Origin of the sequence: Microbacterium sp. (assembly GCF_040394595.1) — a bacterium.
GTDB lineage: Bacteria > Actinomycetota > Actinomycetes > Actinomycetales > Microbacteriaceae > Microbacterium.
Map to the genome: position 1 here is coordinate 1 of NZ_JBEBSA010000011.1, position 18,142 is coordinate 18,142.

The window sequence follows — 18,142 nt, forward strand, 5'->3', positions numbered from 1 at the left end:
CCGCTCACCGCGGTCAGGTGCGAGAGACCCGAGGCCTTCATCGCGGCGTCGAGCGCGCCGCTCACGGCCCTCGTGTCGCCCACCGCCAATCCTGGCAGGAGCCCCGCGCCCGGCTCCGGGAGGCGGTCGGCGCGCGCGATGAAGGCCGTGCGGACCTCCGCGGCCACGCCGAACACGCCGGATGCCGCGGAGACGACATCCGCGTCGGCGCCGAAGACGACCAGCGCCGGACGTTCACCCGCATCGGCCTCCTCCGCCTGCCCGGTCACTCGCAGCACCGCGCCGGGATCGATACCCGCCCGCGGCGCGATCCCGATCCGCACCGGCGCCGACAGCGCCTCCGTCCGCCCCGGCGACCCGAGACGAGAGGTCTGCGCGTCGAACCAGAGCCGCCCGTCGCGTCCGACGGAGGGGGACGAGACGACCTCCGCCACCACCTCCACCGCACGTCCGCCGAGATCCGCCGCCTGCTGCCGCGCCGGAAGACCAGCCCACACCGCCGCCGCCGCGGATGCGCATCCGAGCAGCACCACGACCGCCATGCCGACGCTGCGCCGTGGCCGTCCGAACAATGCCGCTGCGCCCGCGAGCGTGAGGAGTCCCAGCATCAGCCAGGGCACGGCATCAGGGAGCATCACCGCGGTCAGGGCCGCCGCCCAGATCCCGCCCGCGAGCAGAGCCCCTCGGGGATCGCTCACACGCGCACCTGCTCCCGCAGACCGGCGAGCAGCTTCGCGCCGATGCCGGGAACGGCGAGGAGGTCGTCGACCGAACGGAAGCGCCCGTTCTCCTCGCGCCAGGCGATGATGCGCTGCGCGAGTGCGGGACCGATGCGCGGCAGCGTCTCGAGCGCCGCCTGATCGGCGCCGTTGAGGTCGATCCGTCCGTCGGACGGCGCCGCCCCCGGACCCTGCCCGCTGTTCTCCCCCTCCTTCGGCACCACGATCTGCTCGCCGTCGCTCAGCACCCTGGCGAGGTTCACCGCGCGCAGGTCGGCGGTCGCAGACGCCCCGCCGGCGGCGGCCAGGGCGTCGACGACCCGTGCATCGCCCCGGAGGATGTACAGGCCGGGGTGTGCGACCTCGCCGAGCACGTGCACGTAGAGGTCGCCCGGCGATACGGTCTCCGGGGACGCCTCGCCCAGCGGGATGACATCGGCGGGGGCCGCCTGGCCCCGGAGCAGGCCCCAGCCCACGGCCGCGGACAGCAGTACGAGACCCAGGGTGACGGCCGCGCCGACGCTCAGGCGGAGCCGTCGACGCGGCCGGTCCGGCGGCGGGGGCTCTTCGGTCGTGGGCACGCGGAAACGCTATGCGTCGCCGCGAGCTCCGGGGCGCCCCGATCCCCGGCCCCGTGGAGATGAGTCCTCTGGACCGGGATGTGGACGGAGAGCCGGTCAGCCCTTGACGGCGAAGTTCACGATCTTCGGGGCGCGCACGATCACCCGAACGACCTCCTTGCCGTCGAGGGCGCGCTGCACCTTCTCGTCCGCACGGGCCAGGCGCTCGAGCTCGCTCTCGGAGATGTCCGCGGGGACGTCGAGCGTCGCGCGGACCTTGCCGTTGACCTGGACGGCCGTCGTCGCGGTGTCCTGGACGAGCAGTGCGGGGTCGGCGTCCGGCCACTGGGCCCGGCTGACCGACGGCTCGTGCCCGAGCATCGCCCACAGCTCCTCTGCGGTGTGCGGGGCGATCGGCTCGATGAGCATCGCCAGCGTCTCCGCGGCCTCGCGCACCGCGGGGTCGGCGGCGCCGGCGCCGGAGTCGATCGTCTTGCGGACGCCGTTCACCAGCTCCATCAGGCGGGCGACGAGCACGTTGAACTTGGTCTGCTCCACCAGGCCGGGCGCATCCGCCAGCAGGCGATGCGTGATCCGGCGCAGCGCGACGTCGCCCCGGTCGAAAGCGATCCCGGCGGGGCTCGCCACGTCTTCGGCCACGCGCAGTGTCCGGGAGAGGAACTTCTGCGCGCCGGTGATCGACACGCCGCTCCACTCCTTGTCGTCCTCGACCGGGCCCGCGAAGGCGAGGCCCATCCTCAGCGCGTCCGCGCCGTGCGCACGCAGCTCGTCCGAGAACTCGACGAGGTTGCCCTTGCTCTTCGACATCTTCGCGCCGTCGAGGATCACCATGCCCTGGTTGACCAGGTTCGAGAACGGCTCCTCGAAGTCCAGCAGGCCCATGTCGAACAGCACCTTCGTGATGAAACGTGCGTAGAGCAGGTGCAGGATCGCATGCTCGACCCCGCCGAAGTACCCGTCCACCGGCGCCCAGCGCTTGGCCTCGTCCACGTCGAACGCGACCTCGTCGCTGTTCGGCGACAGGAAGCGCAGGAAGTACCACGAGCTGTCCACGAAGGTGTCCATCGTGTCGGGATCGCGCAGCGCGGGCTCGCCGGATGCCGGGTCGACCGTCCGCACCCACGACTCGGCCGCCCCCAGGGGCGACGTACCCTTGGGGCGCAGATCCAGCCCCTCGACGCTCGGGAGACGCACCGGAAGCCGGTCCTCGGGCACCGGGACGACCTCGCCGTCCTGCAGGTGCAGCATCGGGATCGGCGTGCCCCAGAAGCGCTGACGCGAGATCAACCAGTCGCGGAGACGGTAGTTCTTCGCGGCGCGGCCCGTTCCGGCCGCCTCCATCCGCTCGATCGTGCGCGCGATCGCCGCGCCCTTCTCCAGGCCGTCCAGCTCGCCGGAGGCGGTCATCCGGCCGTTGCCCACCAGGGCTGCACCGGTGACCGCGGGGTCGAGCTCGGCCAGGTCCCCGCCCTCGTTCGCACCGCCCTCGACGGTGGTGTCGACCACGATCCGGGTCGGCAGCCCGAACGCACGGGCGAAGTCCAGGTCGCGCTGATCATGGGCGGGGACCGCCATGACGGCACCGTGTCCGTAGTCGGCCAGCACGTAGTCGGCGGCCCAGATCGGCAGCCGCTCGCCGTTCACGGGGTTGATCGCGTAGCGCTCCAGGAAGACGCCGGTCTTGGGGCGATCGGTCGACTGCCGCTCGATCTCGGTCTGCTTCTGCACCGCATCCAGATAATCCTGGAAGGCCATGCGCACCTCCGGAGAGGCTCCGGAGGCCAGCTCGGAGGCCAGATCCGAGTCGGGGGCCACCACGAAGAAGGTCGCGCCGTGCAGCGTGTCGGGACGGGTCGAGAACACCGTCACCGGCTCCTCACGTCCCTCGATCCGGAAGTCGACGTCCGCGCCCGTGGAGCGCCCGATCCAGTTGCGCTGCATCTGCAGCACCTTGTTCGGCCAGTGCCCCTCCAGGCCGTCCAGGTCGTCCAGCAGACGGTCGGCGTAGTCGGTGATCTTGAAGTACCACTGGGTGAGCTTCTTCTTGACGACCTCGGCGCCGCAGCGCTCGCATCGACCGTCGACGACCTGCTCGTTCGCCAGCACCGTCTGGTCGTTCGGGCACCAGTTGACCGCGCTCTTCTTGCGGTAGGCCAGCCCCCGCTCGTAGAGCTTCAGGAACAGCCACTGGTTCCAGCGGTAGTACTCGGGGTCCGAGGTGTGCAGCACGCGCGACCAGTCGTAGGAGGCTCCGTACGCGCGGAAGCCCGCCTTGTGCTGGTCGATGTTCGCGTAGGTCCACTCACGCGGGTCGGCGCCGCGCTTGATGGCCGCGTTCTCGGCGGGCAGCCCGAAGGAGTCCCACCCGATGGGGTTCAGGACGTTGTGGCCGCGGTGCCGCCAGTAGCGCGCCACGATGTCGGGGTACAGATAGTTGATCGCGTGCCCCATGTGCAGGTCGCCGGAGGGGTAGGGGAACATCCCGAGGATGTACTTGCGCGGGCGCGGGTCGTCGGCGCCGCCGGCCCGGAACGTGTCGTTCTCGGCCCAGTAGCGCTGCCACTTCTCCTGGATGGCGTGCGCAGACAGCGGCTCGACGCCTTCGGTGGTTTCGACGGGGTGCTCGGACAAGGAAACGGCCAATCTTCTGATGCGGTCAGCCCGGAAAAGACGGGAGATTCCAGGGTATCGCGAGTTCCGCGGCCCCCGGACGCGCCTCAGTCTGCGACGCCCGCCCAGTCCGCGGGCAGCGCGGCGCCGAGCGCGGCGAGCGGAGCGCGCGCCTTGGTCGCGACCTCGGCGGTCTCCTCCGCGGCGTCGGAGAGCCAGGTGATGCCTCCGCCCGCCCCGACGTACGCCTCCGCGCCGTCGACGACGATGCTGCGGATCACCATCGCGAGGTCGGCGGAGCCGTCGAGGCCCACATGCCCGAAACAGCCGGAGTACACCCCGCGCGGCGCACCCTCCAGGCCGTGCAGGATCGTCATCGCCGACAGCTTCGGCGCCCCGGTCATGCTGCCTGCGGGGAACGTCGCGTCGCAGAGGTCTCCGAACGTCGTCCCCGGAGCCGGCACGGCACGGACCGTGCTGACCAGCTGGTGCACGGCCGGATAGGACTCCACCTCCCAGAGCCGCTCGACGACGACCGACCCCGGAACGCCGACGTGCGACAGGTCGTTGCGCATCAGGTCGACGATCATCACGTTCTCGGCACGTTCCTTCACGCTGTCGCGGAGCTCCTCCGCGAACGCCTCGTCCTCCTCCGGCGTCCTTCCCCGCGGGCGTGTTCCCTTGATCGGGCTGGTCCGCATCGTGCCGTCCCCGACGGCGAGGAACTGCTCCGGGCTCGCGCTCAGCAGATGACGGTCGCCGATCCGCACGTAGCCGCCGTGGTGCGAGGGCGTCGCGCGCCTCAGCCGCCGGTAGACCGCGAACGGGTCGTCCGGTGCGGCGACGGAGAACCGCGTGGTGAGGCAGAGCAGATAGGCGTCCCCCGCCCGGATCGCTTCGCGGCAGCGCTCCACGAGGAGGCCGTACTCCGCTGCGGTGTGCCGGCCGGCGGACGCGGCTCGCGCAGCAGACACGTCCTCGCGGCCATCCGCCGGCGGAGCGGTGTCCAGCATCCGCTGCGCCTCGGCGCCGAACCCGGCGATCCGGTGCGCGGGGGCGAGCGCATGGGCCGCGCCGGTGCGGTGGTCGATCGCGATCGCCGTCTCCACCGAGATCCACCCGTCGGACGCCGGCGCCGACGTCGGGGCGCCGGCGCGGGCCGCACCGCCCTCGTAGCCGATCCACCCCGCCCAGCCGCCGAGGAAGGGGATCCGATCGGACGCCGGCGCTCCCGGGCGGGAGTCGAGCGTCGTGGCGCGCACCCGCTCGGGGTCCGTCTCGATCGCGCCGACGCCGAGGACGCTCCATCCTTCGCGCGCCGCCGGTCCCGCGTCGAACCAGAAGGCCCCCGCGGCGCCTTCGCTCAGCGCGGCGAACACCGCCTCCGGGTCGCAGACGCCCCGCAGCGGCTGCGATTCGAGCGGGAGGGGTGCGGGCACATTCTCAGCGTAGGGCTCCTGCGCGCCCCTACGCTCGAAGGGATGAACGACTTCCTCCTCTGGGCGATCGAGACGGTGCAGTCCGTCGACCCGGTGCTGCGCACGATCATCGCCGGGGTCGCGATCATGCTGGAGACGAGCATCCTCATCGGACTCGTCGTCCCCGGCGACACGGTCGTCCTCGTCGCGGGGATGGGCGTCACCGACGTATGGCAGGGTGTCGTCCTCGGAGCCGTCGTGGTGATCGGCGCGCTGGCCGGGGAGTCGATCGGCTTCTGGCTCGGCCGCTGGATCGGCCCCCACATCCGTCACTCCCGCGTCGGACGCTGGATCGGCGAGGAGCACTGGGCGCGATCGGAGCGCTACCTGCGTCGGCGGGGAGGGATCGCGATCTTCCTCTCCCGGTTCCTGCCCGTGCTCCATTCGCTGGTCCCGCTGACCGTGGGGATGAGCGGCTTCGCCTACCGACGTTTCCTCGCCTGGACGCTGCCCGCATGCGTGCTGTGGTCGGGCATCTACGTGAGCGTGGCCTCGCTCGTGGCCGGCAGCTACAAGGAGCTCGCCGACAAGGTGCACTACGCCGGCTACCTGTTCGTCGGCGCGATCGTGCTCTTCCTGGTGGCCGTCTTCGTCGTGAAGAAGGTCATCTCGCGGCGCGAGGAGCGTCACATGCGCGAGAACGGGGACGTCGTCGTGGATGACCGCGCCGAGCAGGCGTGAAAGACTGGGAGGGATGCCTCCCGAATCCTCGGCCAAGATCCACTGGTTCGCCCGGCTCGAGCACCGTTTCCACGTCTGGCGCGAGCGTCGTGCCCGCCGGCGGGGTCGTTCGGCGACCGTCGTCCCGTTCCCGGGCTACGGCGGGTCGGGCTGGGTCCGTGTGGTCGGACGCGTGCTGATCGTGCCCCCGCCGCCCAAGAGGGCGCGCGGTGAGCGCGCCGGCGTCCGCGGATGGCGCAGCTTCGCGGGTATCCCGGTGAGCTTCGCCTCGGTGCGTATCGAGATCGGCGGACGGACGCACACGGTCGTGGCCGATCGCGGGGGCGTGATCGACACGGTGCTCGACGCCGAGCTCGACGCCGGCTGGCAGACCTTCACGATGGCCGTCGAGGAACGGGATCCGGTCGAGGCGACCGCCTTCATCGTCGCAGACGGGATCGGATTCGGCGTGGTGTGCGACGTCGACGACACGGTGATGGTCACCGCCCTCCCCCGCCCGTTCGTGGCCGCGTGGAACTCCTTCGTGCTGGACGAGCACGCCCGCACCCCGGTACCGGGCATGGCCGTGCTGCTCGAGCAGATCATGCGCGACCATCCCGGCGCCCCGATGGTCTACCTCTCCACCGGCGCATGGAACGTCGCTCCGACGCTCCGACGATTCCTGACCCGCCACCTCTTCCCCGCCGGCGCGATGCTGCTGACCGACTGGGGCCCGACCCACGACCGCTGGTTCCGCAGCGGCCGCGAGCACAAGCTCAGCAACCTCCGCCGTCTCGCGCAGGAGTTCCCCGACACCCGATGGCTGCTGGTCGGCGACGACGGCCAGCACGACGAGGCGATCTACGGGCAGTTCCTGCAGGAGCATCCCGAGGCGGTCGCCGGAGTCGCGATCCGCCGTCTGCTGCCCGCGGAGGCCGTCCTCGCGGGAGGCCGCACGGCGGGCGACGACCACTCCGCCGTCACGGTGCCCTGGGTGAGCGCCGAGGACGGCGCAGGACTCCGCGAGCTGCTCGGCGATGCGGGGATCATCGACGCGCGCTCATGAACGTCGCGCTGAGCCGGTCGGAGTGGACCGCACGGGCCGAGGAGCACGCGGCACGCGCCGACGCGCTGACCGCCGCGCACCGGGCGCGCGCCGCCCGAGGCGAGAGCCACCCCGTCTGGGACTTCCTCTTCACCTACTACTCCTACAAACCCGCGCAGTTGCGTCGCTGGCACCCCGGGGCCGGCGTCGTGCTGGAGGACGCCCCGGAGCGGGCCGCGTGGCGCTGGTACACCCGCCGGGGCGCCGACGACCTCTTCCCGGACGCGGCGTCGTTCGAGGCAGAGAAGCCCGAGCTCGCCGGTCTCGTCGAGCGGATGCTGCGCCGCACCGCTTCCCGACCGGGCCAGTTCGGCTGCTTCGGGCTGCACGAATGGGCGATGGTGTACCGCCAGGACGAGCACCGGCATCCGGTGCCCCTGCGCCTGGGCCGGGACGCCACGGACGCCGTGGTCGAGGCCCACGAGCTGCGCTGCACCCACTTCGACGCCTTCCGGTTCTTCACGCCCGAGGCCGTGCCCCGCAACCGGCTGCAGCCGCGCCGCGAGGACCAGCCGCTGCTCGAGCAGCCCGGTTGCCTGCACGCCGGGATGGACCTCTACAAGTGGGCCATGAAGCTCGGTCCGCTCCTTCCCGGCGAGCTCGTCCTGGACACGTTCGAGCTCGCGGCCGACATCCGCCTGCTCGACATGGCGGCCGCGCCCTACGACCTCTCGGAGTGGGACGTGGAGCCGGTGCGGATCGAGACGGCGGACGGCAAGGGCGAGTACGTGCGCCGTCAGCGCGGGTTCGCGGAGCGCGGCGCGGTACTGCGGACGCGGATGCTGGAGGCGTGGCTCGGCGACGACGCGGTCACCGGGAGGCCAGACCCATCCGCAGTCGCATGACGTGCAGCGCGGCGTCCTTCAGGCGCTCCTCACTGAGAGAGCCGTCGCCGACGGCGCGCACGATCGCGTCGACGATCTGCCGGGCGCTCTGAGAGGTCGACCCGACGATCATCAGCACCATGTCGTTCCCCGCGACGAGGGCGGCCACCGCATTGCGTCCCGGATCGCGATACGCCGCGATGCCGGAGGATCCGAGCATCCCGAGGTCGTCGGTGATCATGACCCCCTGGAAGCCGAGGTCCTTCCGGGCGATCTCGTGCCATCGCGCGGAGAGGGAGGCCGGCGCCGCGTCGACGGCGGTGTAGGCGAGATGGCCGAACATCAGCAGCTCGGCGCCGGAGTCGATCCCGGCGACGAAGGGCGTGGCGTCCCCGGCGCGCCACTGCTCGAGCGTCTCGTCCGTGCGCGGGATGCCGTGATGGGAGTCCCCGGGCGCCGCGCCGTGCCCGGGGAAGTGCTTCAGCGTGGAGAGCACCGTGCCCTTCTCGCCCTCGACCGCCGCGGGGACGCGCTGGGCGGCGGACGCGGCGTCCGCCCCGAGCGCCCGCGAGTAGATGAACGACGAGGTGCCGCGCGGCACGTCGGCGACGATGCCGAAGTTGACGTTCGCCCCGGCGGCGGCGACCAGCTCGGCGCGTGCGGCGAAGGCGCGGCGCACTTCCTCCGCCGATGCGGACTTCAGCGTGTTCGCGGCGGGGTTGCGATCCCAGGGCAGCCGGGAGACGACGCCGCCCTCCTGGTCGATCGCGATCAGCGGCGGCAGCGCCGGGTCGGTCTTGAGCGCATCGGTGACGCCTTTGAGCTCCTCCGGCGTCCGGGGGACGTTCGCCCCCATGAGGATGAAGCCGCCGAGCCCGGTCGCCATGTAGTCGTGCAGCGCCACGGGATCCTTCGACGGGATGTGCCCCATCACGACCGATGCCGCGAGCTGCGTCGTCGACATCCTGTCCACCGCGGCGGCTGCGGCGTCGACGGGCGTCGGCGTGGGCGTCGGCGTGGGCGTCGGCGTGGGCGACGAGGAGGATGAGGCGGAGGGGCTGCTCGGGCGCGGCGACGGGGCGGCTGCGGGCGCACAGCCCGCGATGACGACGATCGAGACGATCAGGGAGAATCCGAGAAGCAGGCGGCGCACGCGTCCACGCTAGTCGCCGTTCGGCGATGTCACGACCCTGCCGCGCACCCTCACCCCGGGACGAGGGCGGCGCCCGCGCGCTCCAGGCTGCGGCGCACACCGCGCGCGGCCGTCCTTCCGGCACGATTCGCGCCGATCGTGCTGGCCGACGGGCCGTAGCCGACCAACTGGATGCGCGGGTCGGCGACCGCGGTCGTCCCGCGCCCGTCGTGATCCAGCTGGATGCCTCCCGCCTCGCTGCGCAGCCGGAGAGGTGCGAGATGGCCGATCGCCGGGCGGAACCCGGTGGCCCAGAGGATCGCGTCGACGGGCTCGAAACGACCGTCGGCCCACCTCACGCCATCCGGCTCGATCCGGGAGAACATCGGCAGCCTCGCATCGTAGACGCCCATCCGTGCGGCCTCCCGCTCCTGCGGCCTGAGCATCAGCCCTGTGACGCTCACCACGCTCTGGGGCGGGAGACCGCGCGCCACGCGCTGCTCCACGAGCGCGACCGCCGCCGCGCCCGCCTCCGGTGTGAAGTCGTCGTCGCGCCAGATCGGCTCACGTCGCGTGGCCCAGAGCACGTCGGCGAGCGGTGCGAGCGCCCCGAGGAACTGCACGGCCGAGGCGCCGCCGCCCACCACGATCACCCGCCTGCCGGTGAAGTGCGCGGGCCCCGGGTAGTCGACGGTGTGGAACTGCTCGCCCAGGAACGTCTCCATCCCCGGATAGTGCGGGATGAACGGCTGCGTCCACGTGCCGGTCGCATTCACGAGCGTCCGGGCGTGCCACACCCGCTCCCCCGCGTGCACCGCGAGCAGGCCGCCTTCGTCCTCGACGCGGTCGACATGCACCGGACGGACCACCGGTAGCTCGTTCCTCCGCTCGTACTCGGCGAAGGAGGCCGGGACGGCGAGGTTGGCCCTCTCGTCGCTGCGCGGAGGAGCCACCTCGCCGGGGAGTTCGGCGACTCCGTGCACATCCCGCATCGTGAGCGCGTCCCAGCGGTGCTGCCACGCACCGCCCGGCGCGGAGTCCCCGTCGAGGATGAGATGCTCGATGCCCAGCCGACGCAGATGGAACGACGAGGAGAGCCCCGCCTGGCCGGCGCCGATCACGATGCTGTCGAGGATGCCCACGCCGTGATGCAACGCCGATGGCCGGACGGGTGTTCCCGCCGCGGCCGCGCTCAGCGCGTGAGGAGCACCGACACCGCGTCCGGCGAGGCTCCGAGGGCGATGAAGCGCTCACGGAGGGTACGGGCGGCGCGCTCGTAGGGGGCGTCCTCCCCGCGCAGGAGCGAGCGGTTGTTCGCCGCCTCCAGTATCCCCGCGATCTCGAACGCCAGCTGCTCGGCGTCGTCCAGCCCCGGCAGCTCTCCGGACGCCATCGCCCTCCGGATCGAGTGGGAGAGGTAGCCCTCCCATTCGTCCAGTGCGCCGCGCAGGGCGTCCTGCACCGCACCGGGCCGGGCATCGAACTCGGCGACGGTCGCCGCGAAGAAGCATCCGCCGGAGAAGACCCGGCGCCGGGAGTACGAGAGCCACGCGCCGGCCAGACCGATCACCCGCGCGAGGCCTCCGGCCGGTGTCGTCGCGCGTACCGGCTCGACCACGGAGGCGGCGAAGACCTCGCGAGCGGCGGCCACCGCGGCGAGCTGCAGCCCTTCCTTCGATCCGAACAGCGTGGCGATGCCGCTCTTGCTCTGACGGGATGCGTCGGCCAGTCGCCCGAAGCTCAGGCCGTCCAGTCCCTCGGTGGAAGCGAGGTCGAGGGCGTGCCCGAGGACGCGGCGCCGCGACTCGTCGCCGCGCGCGAGCCTGCCGTCGATGACGGGTGCTTGTGCCATCCCGAAAGCATAAGTACGATCGTTCGCATATTCAACGTACGATCGTTCGTATTGATAGGAGACCCGCTATGGCCGCCGCGATCGCCCGCTCCGCCTTCTCCCTTGCAGACCGGATCGTCCCTCCCCTCGCCGCGCAGGCGGTGCTGGCGGGGATGATGCGCGTCGGCGCACGGATGCCGATCGACGCCGCCGATCGCGACCTCATGTCGCTCGCGTCGACGTCTTCGCTCCCCCTTCCCGGGATCGCCGGACGAGGTGCCGAGGCGAGGCTGTACGACTGGGGAGGCGACGGCGAGACCGTGGCGCTCGTGCACGGCTGGCAGGGCAGAGCCGCCCAGTTCGCTCCGCTCGTGAGGCGGCTCCGCGCCGAGGGATTCCGCGTCGTCGCGCTCGACGCACCGGCCCATGGTGATGCCCCGGGCCGGCGGACATATCTCTTCGACTGGGTGGACGCGATTCGCCACGCGCACGAACGCATCGGCACCTTCCATGCCCTGATCGGGCATTCCTTCGGCGGTCTCGCCGCGAGGATCGCCGTCGGCGAGGGGGTCGGCACCGGGATGCTGGTCGCAGCATCGTCGCCGGCGGACCTGCGATCCGTGTTCGGCTCGGTGCGTGCCCTGCGGCGTTACGGCGACAGGACGGCAGCGGCGCTGGAGCGCGCCTTCTCCCGCCGCTACTTCTCCGGCGGGAATGGGCATCACCGCGTCGACGACGCCCTCGCGCGGCTCCCCCGGGACCTCGACACGCTCGTCGCGCACGGCATCGACGATCGGCGGATGCCGTTCGCCGATGCCGAGCGCATCGTCGCCGACACCCCCGGAGCACACCTGCTCGCCCTCCGGGGTGTGGGGCACAGCCGCATCCTCGGCGACGAGGACTTCCTCGCCGCGGCGACCGGCTTCGTCACGGCATCGCGGACCACGCCCGCGGACCGCGGCCGACGGATCGGGCCGCCGCAACAGGAACGCCGCGAACCCCGTACACCCCCTCATGGGCGACGGGCGACCGGCCGCACACGGGTAGCGTCGGGAGGAGGCAGCGAAGGGAAGAGCGCATGACCAGGATCGTCGTCATCGGAGGCACCGGCCGCATCGGCTCCCGGCTCGTCACCCGCCTCGCAGCCGCCGGGCACGACGTCGTCTCCGCTTCCCCGAGCACCGGGATCGACGTGCGCACCGGAATCGGCCTGGACGACGCCCTGGCCGGGGCCGCGGTCGTCGTCGACGTCTCCAAGCCCGCCGTGTACGAACCCCGCGCCGTGCACGCATACTTCGAAGGAGCCGCGCACACCCTGATGCGGGCGGAGACGGTCGCCGGCGTGGCCCACCACATCTCCCTCACGGTCGTCGGGGCCGAACGGCCGAACGACGTCGGCTACTACAAGGCCAAGGCCGCCGCGGAGGAGGTCGTCCGCACGTCAGGAGTACCGTTCACCCTGCTCCGCGCGACCCAGTTCTTCGAGTTCGCGCCGACCATCGCCGACGCCGCCGAGGTCGACGGCGTCGTGGTGCTCCCCCGCGCGTCCGTCCAGCCGATCGCCGCCGCCGACGTCGCCGACGTCCTGGAACGGCTCTGCGAAGAACCGGCGCGTGCGGGCGACCTGGAGATCGCCGGCCCGGAGACGTTCGCGCTCGACGATTTCGTCGGACGGGTGCTCCGCTCCCGCGAAGACGGACGACGCATCGTCGCCGCCCCGGAGGGCCGGTACTTCGGCGGCCGTCTGGACGAGGACACACTGCTCCCCGCGGGGCCGACGCTCCTGCTCCCCACGCGGCTCTCGGACTGGCTCGCCGCCGGAGGCTAGGCCGTCACGGCGACGACGGCGTCGATCTCGACGTCGAACCCCCGCAGCGCCGCCTCGATGGTCGTCCGGGCCGGGAAGGGCTCGACGAGATACTCGCTCGCGATCTCGTTGAACTCCGCGAAGTCATCGAGACTGCGCAGATAGACGCCGAGCCGCACCGCATGATGCAGTGAAGAGCCCGCCGCGCGGGCCACGGTCTCCAGATTCTCGAACGTGCGCCGCACCTGATCGCCGAAGGAGGTCCCGACCCGCTCCCCCTTCTCGTCGAAGGGCCCCTGCCCGGCGAGGAAAGCAAGCCCGCCGACCACGACCGCCTGGGAGTACGGGCCCGCCGGGGGTGGTGCCTGGTCGGTGCTGATCTTCTTGATGTCCATCTGTTCCTTCTTCCTCTCGTTCCGGACCCGCCGGCCGTCAATGCCGGGCGAGGATCCGCCACACCTCGGTCACCACGCCGTCCTCTGCCACCGCGACGACGCCGTGCATGTTCATCACTCCGCACGCGTGGTTCGGGCGGACCCGCACGACGTCTCCGACGCGCGCGTCCGCGGCACCGCGGAGGAACCCGTGCTCCTCGTGTCCCGTCGCGACGATCCCGCCGCCCGCGGAGACCACCGTGCCGATCCGGCCGTCGCCGTGCATGCTCCCGTCGCTGCTCATGGCCTTGATCCCCGCGTCGATGATGACCCAGTCCTCGGGCTCGGTGCTCACCACCCGGCTGTGGACCGCGACCGCGACGTCCTCGGGGGCGACGGTTCCGATCGCGACCTGGTTCTCGTCTCCGAGCACATACGTCCCCGGGCGCGCCTCGGTCACCCCGGGCACCGTCGGCGCCGACCGGACCCCCGGGGTCGACCCCACCGAGACGCTCCGCACCTCGATCCCGTCCGCACGGATCGCGTCGGCCGTCTCGACGAGGGTCCTCCCCGCGCCGAGGCCCGTCTCCCGCCGCAGATCGGAGTCGGCCCCGACGCCCTGCACATGCCCCTCGTGGGTCCAGACCCCCTCGAGCACCAGCCCGGGCAACGCAGAGATGCCGCGGGCCACGGCCACGGCGTGCTCCGGCGCGACGCCCGTGCGGTGCAGTCCGGAGTCGACGTCCAGTCGCACCGGCACGATCAGTCCCGCCGCAGAGGCGGCGGCGGACAGGTCCTCGACCGCGGCGATCGAGTCCGCGCCCACGATCACCTCGGCGCGACGGACGGCGTCCAGCACCGCGGCGACCCGCGGCCCGCCCACCGGCGGATACGCGAGGAACACCGAGGGCGAGATCCCGTCGGCGAGGGCGAGCATCTCCGCCGTCGTCGCCGCGGTGTGCCCGACGGCGCCGGCCTCCCTCTGCATCCTGGCCGCCTCCGCGGACTTCGTCGTCTTCCAGTGCGGTCGCAGGGCCACTCCGAGCGCGGCCGCGTGCGCCGCCATCTCGGCGACGTTGCGACGCAGGATCGCTCCGTCGATCACCACGACAGGCGTCGGCAGATCGACCACGTCCATGCCGACGACGATCCCCTCGCTCACGACCGCCCTCCCTGCGAGACCGCCGGCGGACCCGCGAGCACGTCGAGAGGGTGGAAGCAGGCCACCGAGCGCCCGGTAACGCCGACCGGAGCGAGCGCGGGGCGCCGCTCGGCGCAGAGCGCGTCGGCCCGCCAGCAGCGGGTCCGGAACCGGCACCCCGACGGCGGATCCAGCGGGGAGGGCACGTCGCCGCTGAGTACGATGCGCTCCCGCCTCTCGAACGGCCCCGCGGGCGGAGTCGCCGAGGCCAGCGCCGCCGTATACGGGTGGGCCGGATGCTCGAGCACCTCCTCCGCCGGTCCCTGTTCGACGATGACGCCGAGGTACATCACCGCGACGCGGTCGGTCACGTGACGGATCACGTCCAGATCGTGGGAGATCATCACGAAGCTCAGCGCGCGCTCCGCCCGCAGGTCCATCAGGAGGTTGAGGATCTGCGCCTGGATCGACACATCGAGCGCGGAGACGGGCTCATCGAGGATCAGGAGCTCGGGGTCGAGCACGAGCCCGCGGGCAATGCCCACCCGCTGCCGCTGACCTCCGGAGAACTCGTGCGGGTAGCGGTTCAGCGCCGCCGGGCCGAGGCCCACCTGATCGAGCAGCTCGACGACCCGGTCGCGGGACCCCCTGCCGCGCCACTCCCCGAAGGCGCGCAACGGCTCGGCGATGATCTCCTGGATGGTCATCCGCGGGTTCAGCGAGGACTGCGGATCCTGGAACACGAACTGGATCTTCCGCCGGAGCTCCCTCCGACGGGCGCGGGAGGCGCCGACGAGGTCCTCGCCGCGGAAGGCGATGCTCCCGTCCGACGGCTGTTCGAGCTGCGCGATGGTCTTCCCGGTGGTCGTCTTCCCGCAGCCCGACTCGCCGATGATCCCGAGGGCCTCGTCCTCGCCCACCGTGAGCGAGACGCCGTCGACGGCGCGTACGGTGCGACGGCGGGCGGCGCGGAAGCGCACCTCGAGATCCCTCACCTCGAGCACGGGCGGGGAATCGGCCGCAGGCGTGTCGGTCGTCATGACTGCTCCTCGAGGTCTCGGTAGTGGCAGGCGCTGAGCCGCCCGTCGTCGCTCCGCGCGAGCGAAGTGGGCTCCTCGACGCACCGCTGCGACTTGAACGACGCGGTGCATCGGGGCGCGAAGGGGCAGCCCGCGGGCAGCCGGTCGAGCGACGGCGGCTGACCGGGGATCGCCGGGAGCCGCCCGCCCGGTGCCGCGAGCGCCGGTCGGCTGCGGATGAGCGCGCGGGAGTAGGGGTGCCGGCTGTCCTCGAACAGCTCGGCCGTGGTCGCCGACTCCATGACCTGCCCGGCGTACATCACGACCACCCGGTCGGCGTACTGCGCGATCACCCCGAGATCGTGGGTGATCAGCATGATCGCGACGCCGAGCTCCTTCCGCGCGCGGGCGAGCACCTCCAGCACCTGTGCCTGGATCGTGGCGTCGAGCGCGGTCGTGGGCTCGTCGGCGATGAGCAGGTCGGGATCGTTCACGAGCGCCATGGCGATGACCGCGCGCTGACGCATGCCGCCAGACCACTGGTGCGGGTACTGCTCCATCCTCCGCGCCACGTCGGGGACGCCGACCAGCTCGAGCACCTCCGTGGCACGGCGGCGCGCATCGGCGCGTGAGGAACCCGGGTGGTGGATCCGATAGGCCTCCTCGATCTGCCGCCCCACCTTCACGACCGGATCGAGGGTCGTCATCGGATCCTGGAAGATCATGCCGATCCGGCCGCCGCGATGCTTCCGCACCGTCTTCGGGGACGCAGCGACCAGGTCCTCGCCTTCGAAACGGACGGCGCCGGCGGACACCGAGACCGCCGGGGGCAGCAGTCCGAGCACCGCGAGGGCGGTCATGCTCTTGCCCGATCCGCTCTCCCCGACGACGCCGACCATCTCGCCCCGGTGGATGCGGAAGCCGACGTCCCGGAGGATCGTCACGGGCTCCGACCGGCGGTCTATCCCGGCGTGGAGCCCCTCGATCTCCAGCAGCGGTGCGGCGTTCTGCGCGGTCACTTGTTCCTCCGGGGGTCGATGGCGTCCCTGATGCCGTCTCCGATCGCCATCGCCGAGAGCACGGTGAGCGCGATCATGATGCCCGGGGGCAGCCACAGCCACGGCATCGACGACAGGACGGTCAGCGACTGCGCCTCGGTGAGCATGTTCCCCCAGCTCGCCTGCGGCGGCCGCACCCCTGCACCGAGGAAGGACAGCGCCGACTCGAGCAGCACCGCCTCCGAGACGAGGAGGGTGGCGGCCACGGTGACCGGCGGGAGCACCCCGGGGAGCAGGTGCCGCAGGATGATGAAGCCGTTGCCCGAACCGGACACCCGCGCCGCCTGGATGAACTCCTGCTCCTTCAGGCTGAGGACCACGCCGCGGGCGATGCGGGCGGACGACGGCCAGGACAGACCGGCGATCACGGCGACGAGCATCGGGACACTCGGGCCGATGATGCCGGCCACGACGATGACCACGAGCACCGGCGGCACGGAGAGCATGATGTCGACGATGCGACTGATGACCGCGTCGGCGGCTCCCCCGAACCAGCCCGCGATCGTGCCCGCGAGGGCTCCGACGCAGACCGCGATCGCGGCGGAGAGGAATCCGACCATCAGGGAGACCTGACCTCCGGCCAGCAGCCGGGCGAGGACGTCGCGTCCCGTGGAGTCGGTGCCGAGCGGATGGCCGGGTCCCGGCGGCGTGCGGACGGCCTTCAGATCGATCGCGGTGGGGTCCAGCGAGGGCAGGAGCGCGGAGACCACCGTGGCGAGCACGATCACGGCGAGGACGACGGCCCCTGCGACCGCCACGGGGTTGCGCAGGAAGCGGCGCCCGGCGAGTGCGCCCGGGGAGCGGTCCGGCTTCGGCAGCAGAACGGCGACGGTGTCGGTCATCGGGACGACCTCACTCTCGGATCGACGACGGAGTAGAGCAGGTCCGCGGCGAGGTTGCACACCAGCACCAGGACGGCCACGTAGAGACCGAAGCCGATGACGACCGGGTAGTCCCTCGTGGTCAGCGAGGTGACGGCGAGCTGCCCCATCCCCGGCCAGGAGAACACCTGTTCGAGCACCACGGCGCCGGCGAGGAACACCGGGATGTAGAGCGCGAGCACCGTGACGAGGGACACCAGGCTGTTGCGGAACGCGTGCGTGAGCGTGCGCGCCGGGCCGGCGCCCTTCGCCTGCACGGCGCGGATGTAGTCCTTGCCGAGCTCCTCGAGCATGCCGCTGCGGACGTAGCGGATGAACGGGGCGGCGACGGCGAGCGCAAGCAGGCCGACCGGAAGGATCATGTGCATCAGGAGGTCGGGCAGGTCCGTCCTCCCCGACGCGTGCATGCCCGATGAGGGCAGCACCCGGAGCTTGACCGCGAAGACGTAGATGGCGAGCATCGCGAGGAAGAAGCCGGGCACGGCGATGGCCAGCACGCTGACCCCGGTGATGCCCTGATCGGCGACCGTCCCGCGGCGCACGGCCGCGATGATCCCCAGAGGGATCGCGATGATCATCCCGACCACCAGCGCGGTGCCGGTGAGCAGGAGCGTGGGGCCCAGCCGGCCGAGCAGGAGCTGCCCGACCGGCTGGCCGTTCGCGTACGAGTAGCCGAGGTCGCCCCTCAGCAGCGCACCGAACCAGGCGAAGAACTGCACGATCAGAGTCTGGTCGAGACCGAGGCGCTCCCTCATCGACGCGATGAACTCCTCGCGTCCTGCGCCGCCGGTGTCCGGCGGGATCATCATGTCCACGGGGTCTCCCGGTGCCAGCCTCACGAGCAGGAACAGTCCGATCGCGATCAGGACGAACACCAGCACGCTGGACGAGAGACGGACCAGGAGGGTCCTCAGCATCGTGC

At 71.9% G+C, this 18,142-nt stretch carries 18 protein-coding genes; 5 read left to right on the top strand and 13 right to left on the bottom strand.

From position 1 onward, the window contains the following. The 4 genes from ABWO84_RS11300 to ABWO84_RS11315 all read right to left on the bottom strand — a co-directional run. A partial coding sequence (locus ABWO84_RS11300) for a DUF4131 domain-containing protein (protein ID WP_353114679.1) occupies window positions 1–698 on the bottom strand: 698 nt, incomplete at its 3' end. Then, entirely contained in the window at window positions 695–1,300 is a 606-nt protein-coding gene (locus ABWO84_RS11305; RefSeq protein ID WP_353114680.1) for a ComEA family DNA-binding protein, read from the bottom strand. The genes ABWO84_RS11305 and ABWO84_RS11300, both read right to left, overlap by 4 nt. 96 nt (window positions 1,301–1,396) lie before the next feature. Beyond that, entirely contained in the window at window positions 1,397–3,931 is a 2,535-nt protein-coding gene (gene leuS / locus ABWO84_RS11310) for a leucine--tRNA ligase (RefSeq protein WP_353114681.1), read from the bottom strand. A gap of 86 nt (window positions 3,932–4,017) precedes the next feature. Next, a complete protein-coding gene (locus ABWO84_RS11315) occupies window positions 4,018–5,349 on the bottom strand; it encodes an anthranilate synthase component I family protein (protein ID WP_353114682.1) in 1,332 nt (443 codons plus the stop codon). 42 nt (window positions 5,350–5,391) lie between these two features. Between ABWO84_RS11315 and ABWO84_RS11320 the strand changes: the two genes are divergently transcribed. From ABWO84_RS11320 to ABWO84_RS11330, 3 genes are read left to right on the top strand one after another with little or no spacing between them, the layout of a single operon-like run. Next, entirely contained in the window at window positions 5,392–6,069 is a 678-nt protein-coding gene (locus tag ABWO84_RS11320; RefSeq protein WP_353114683.1) for a DedA family protein, read from the top strand. Window positions 6,070–6,082: 13 nt separating this feature from the next. Continuing rightward, window positions 6,083–7,114: an App1 family protein phosphatidate phosphatase gene (locus tag ABWO84_RS11325; RefSeq protein ID WP_353114684.1), complete on the top strand. Its 1,032-nt coding sequence runs from the start codon at window positions 6,083–6,085 to the stop codon at window positions 7,112–7,114. Beyond that, the gene (locus ABWO84_RS11330) at window positions 7,111–7,998 is read left to right on the top strand and encodes a 3-methyladenine DNA glycosylase (protein WP_353114685.1); all 888 of its coding nucleotides are present in this window, start codon (window positions 7,111–7,113) and stop codon (window positions 7,996–7,998) included. The genes ABWO84_RS11325 and ABWO84_RS11330 overlap by 4 nt, the downstream gene beginning before the upstream one ends. Here ABWO84_RS11330 and ABWO84_RS11335 read toward each other — a convergent pair. From ABWO84_RS11335 to ABWO84_RS11345, 3 genes are read right to left on the bottom strand one after another with little or no spacing between them, the layout of a single operon-like run. Continuing rightward, the gene (locus ABWO84_RS11335) at window positions 7,964–9,130 is read right to left on the bottom strand and encodes a glycoside hydrolase family 3 N-terminal domain-containing protein (RefSeq protein WP_353114686.1); all 1,167 of its coding nucleotides are present in this window, start codon (window positions 9,128–9,130) and stop codon (window positions 7,964–7,966) included. The genes ABWO84_RS11330 and ABWO84_RS11335 overlap by 35 nt on opposite strands. Before the next feature lie 50 nt (window positions 9,131–9,180). Further along, the gene (locus ABWO84_RS11340; RefSeq protein WP_353114687.1) at window positions 9,181–10,251 is read right to left on the bottom strand and encodes a flavin-containing monooxygenase; all 1,071 of its coding nucleotides are present in this window, start codon (window positions 10,249–10,251) and stop codon (window positions 9,181–9,183) included. A 50-nt stretch (window positions 10,252–10,301) separates the two neighbouring features. Further along, a complete protein-coding gene (locus ABWO84_RS11345; protein WP_353114688.1) occupies window positions 10,302–10,961 on the bottom strand; it encodes a TetR/AcrR family transcriptional regulator in 660 nt (219 codons plus the stop codon). A 68-nt stretch (window positions 10,962–11,029) separates the two neighbouring features. Between ABWO84_RS11345 and ABWO84_RS11350 the strand changes: the two genes are divergently transcribed. Continuing rightward, window positions 11,030–12,022, top strand: coding sequence for an alpha/beta fold hydrolase (locus tag ABWO84_RS11350; protein WP_353114689.1), 993 nt, complete (start codon window positions 11,030–11,032; stop codon window positions 12,020–12,022). Further along, window positions 12,019–12,768, top strand: coding sequence for an SDR family oxidoreductase (locus ABWO84_RS11355; RefSeq protein WP_353114690.1), 750 nt, complete (start codon window positions 12,019–12,021; stop codon window positions 12,766–12,768). Before ABWO84_RS11350 ends, ABWO84_RS11355 begins: the two co-directional genes overlap by 4 nt. Here the strand turns inward: ABWO84_RS11355 and ABWO84_RS11360 are convergent. The 6 genes from ABWO84_RS11360 to ABWO84_RS11385 are packed head-to-tail and all read right to left on the bottom strand — an operon-like array spanning window position 12,765 to window position 18,137. Further along, a complete protein-coding gene (locus tag ABWO84_RS11360; RefSeq protein WP_353114691.1) occupies window positions 12,765–13,142 on the bottom strand; it encodes a RidA family protein in 378 nt (125 codons plus the stop codon). The two genes, ABWO84_RS11355 and ABWO84_RS11360, sit on opposite strands and share 4 nt — an antisense overlap. A 37-nt stretch (window positions 13,143–13,179) precedes the next feature. Beyond that, window positions 13,180–14,283 (bottom strand): alanine racemase, encoded by a 1,104-nt coding sequence (locus tag ABWO84_RS11365; RefSeq protein ID WP_353114692.1) that lies wholly within the window; start codon window positions 14,281–14,283, stop codon window positions 13,180–13,182. Continuing rightward, window positions 14,280–15,302 carry an ABC transporter ATP-binding protein gene (locus ABWO84_RS11370; RefSeq protein ID WP_353114693.1) on the bottom strand — a complete coding sequence of 341 codons (1,023 nt, stop codon included), beginning with the start codon at window positions 15,300–15,302 and terminating at the stop codon, window positions 14,280–14,282. Before ABWO84_RS11370 ends, ABWO84_RS11365 begins: the two co-directional genes overlap by 4 nt. Then, on the bottom strand, window positions 15,299–16,300 hold the full coding sequence (locus ABWO84_RS11375) for an ABC transporter ATP-binding protein (protein ID WP_353114694.1): 1,002 nt from the start codon (window positions 16,298–16,300) through the stop codon (window positions 15,299–15,301). The genes ABWO84_RS11370 and ABWO84_RS11375 overlap by 4 nt, the downstream gene beginning before the upstream one ends. Beyond that, window positions 16,297–17,181, bottom strand: a complete 885-nt coding sequence (locus ABWO84_RS11380) for an ABC transporter permease (protein ID WP_353114695.1) — start codon at window positions 17,179–17,181, stop codon at window positions 16,297–16,299. Before ABWO84_RS11380 ends, ABWO84_RS11375 begins: the two co-directional genes overlap by 4 nt. Then, the gene (locus ABWO84_RS11385; RefSeq protein WP_353114696.1) at window positions 17,178–18,137 is read right to left on the bottom strand and encodes an ABC transporter permease; all 960 of its coding nucleotides are present in this window, start codon (window positions 18,135–18,137) and stop codon (window positions 17,178–17,180) included. Before ABWO84_RS11385 ends, ABWO84_RS11380 begins: the two co-directional genes overlap by 4 nt. Window positions 18,138–18,142 lie beyond the last annotated feature (5 nt).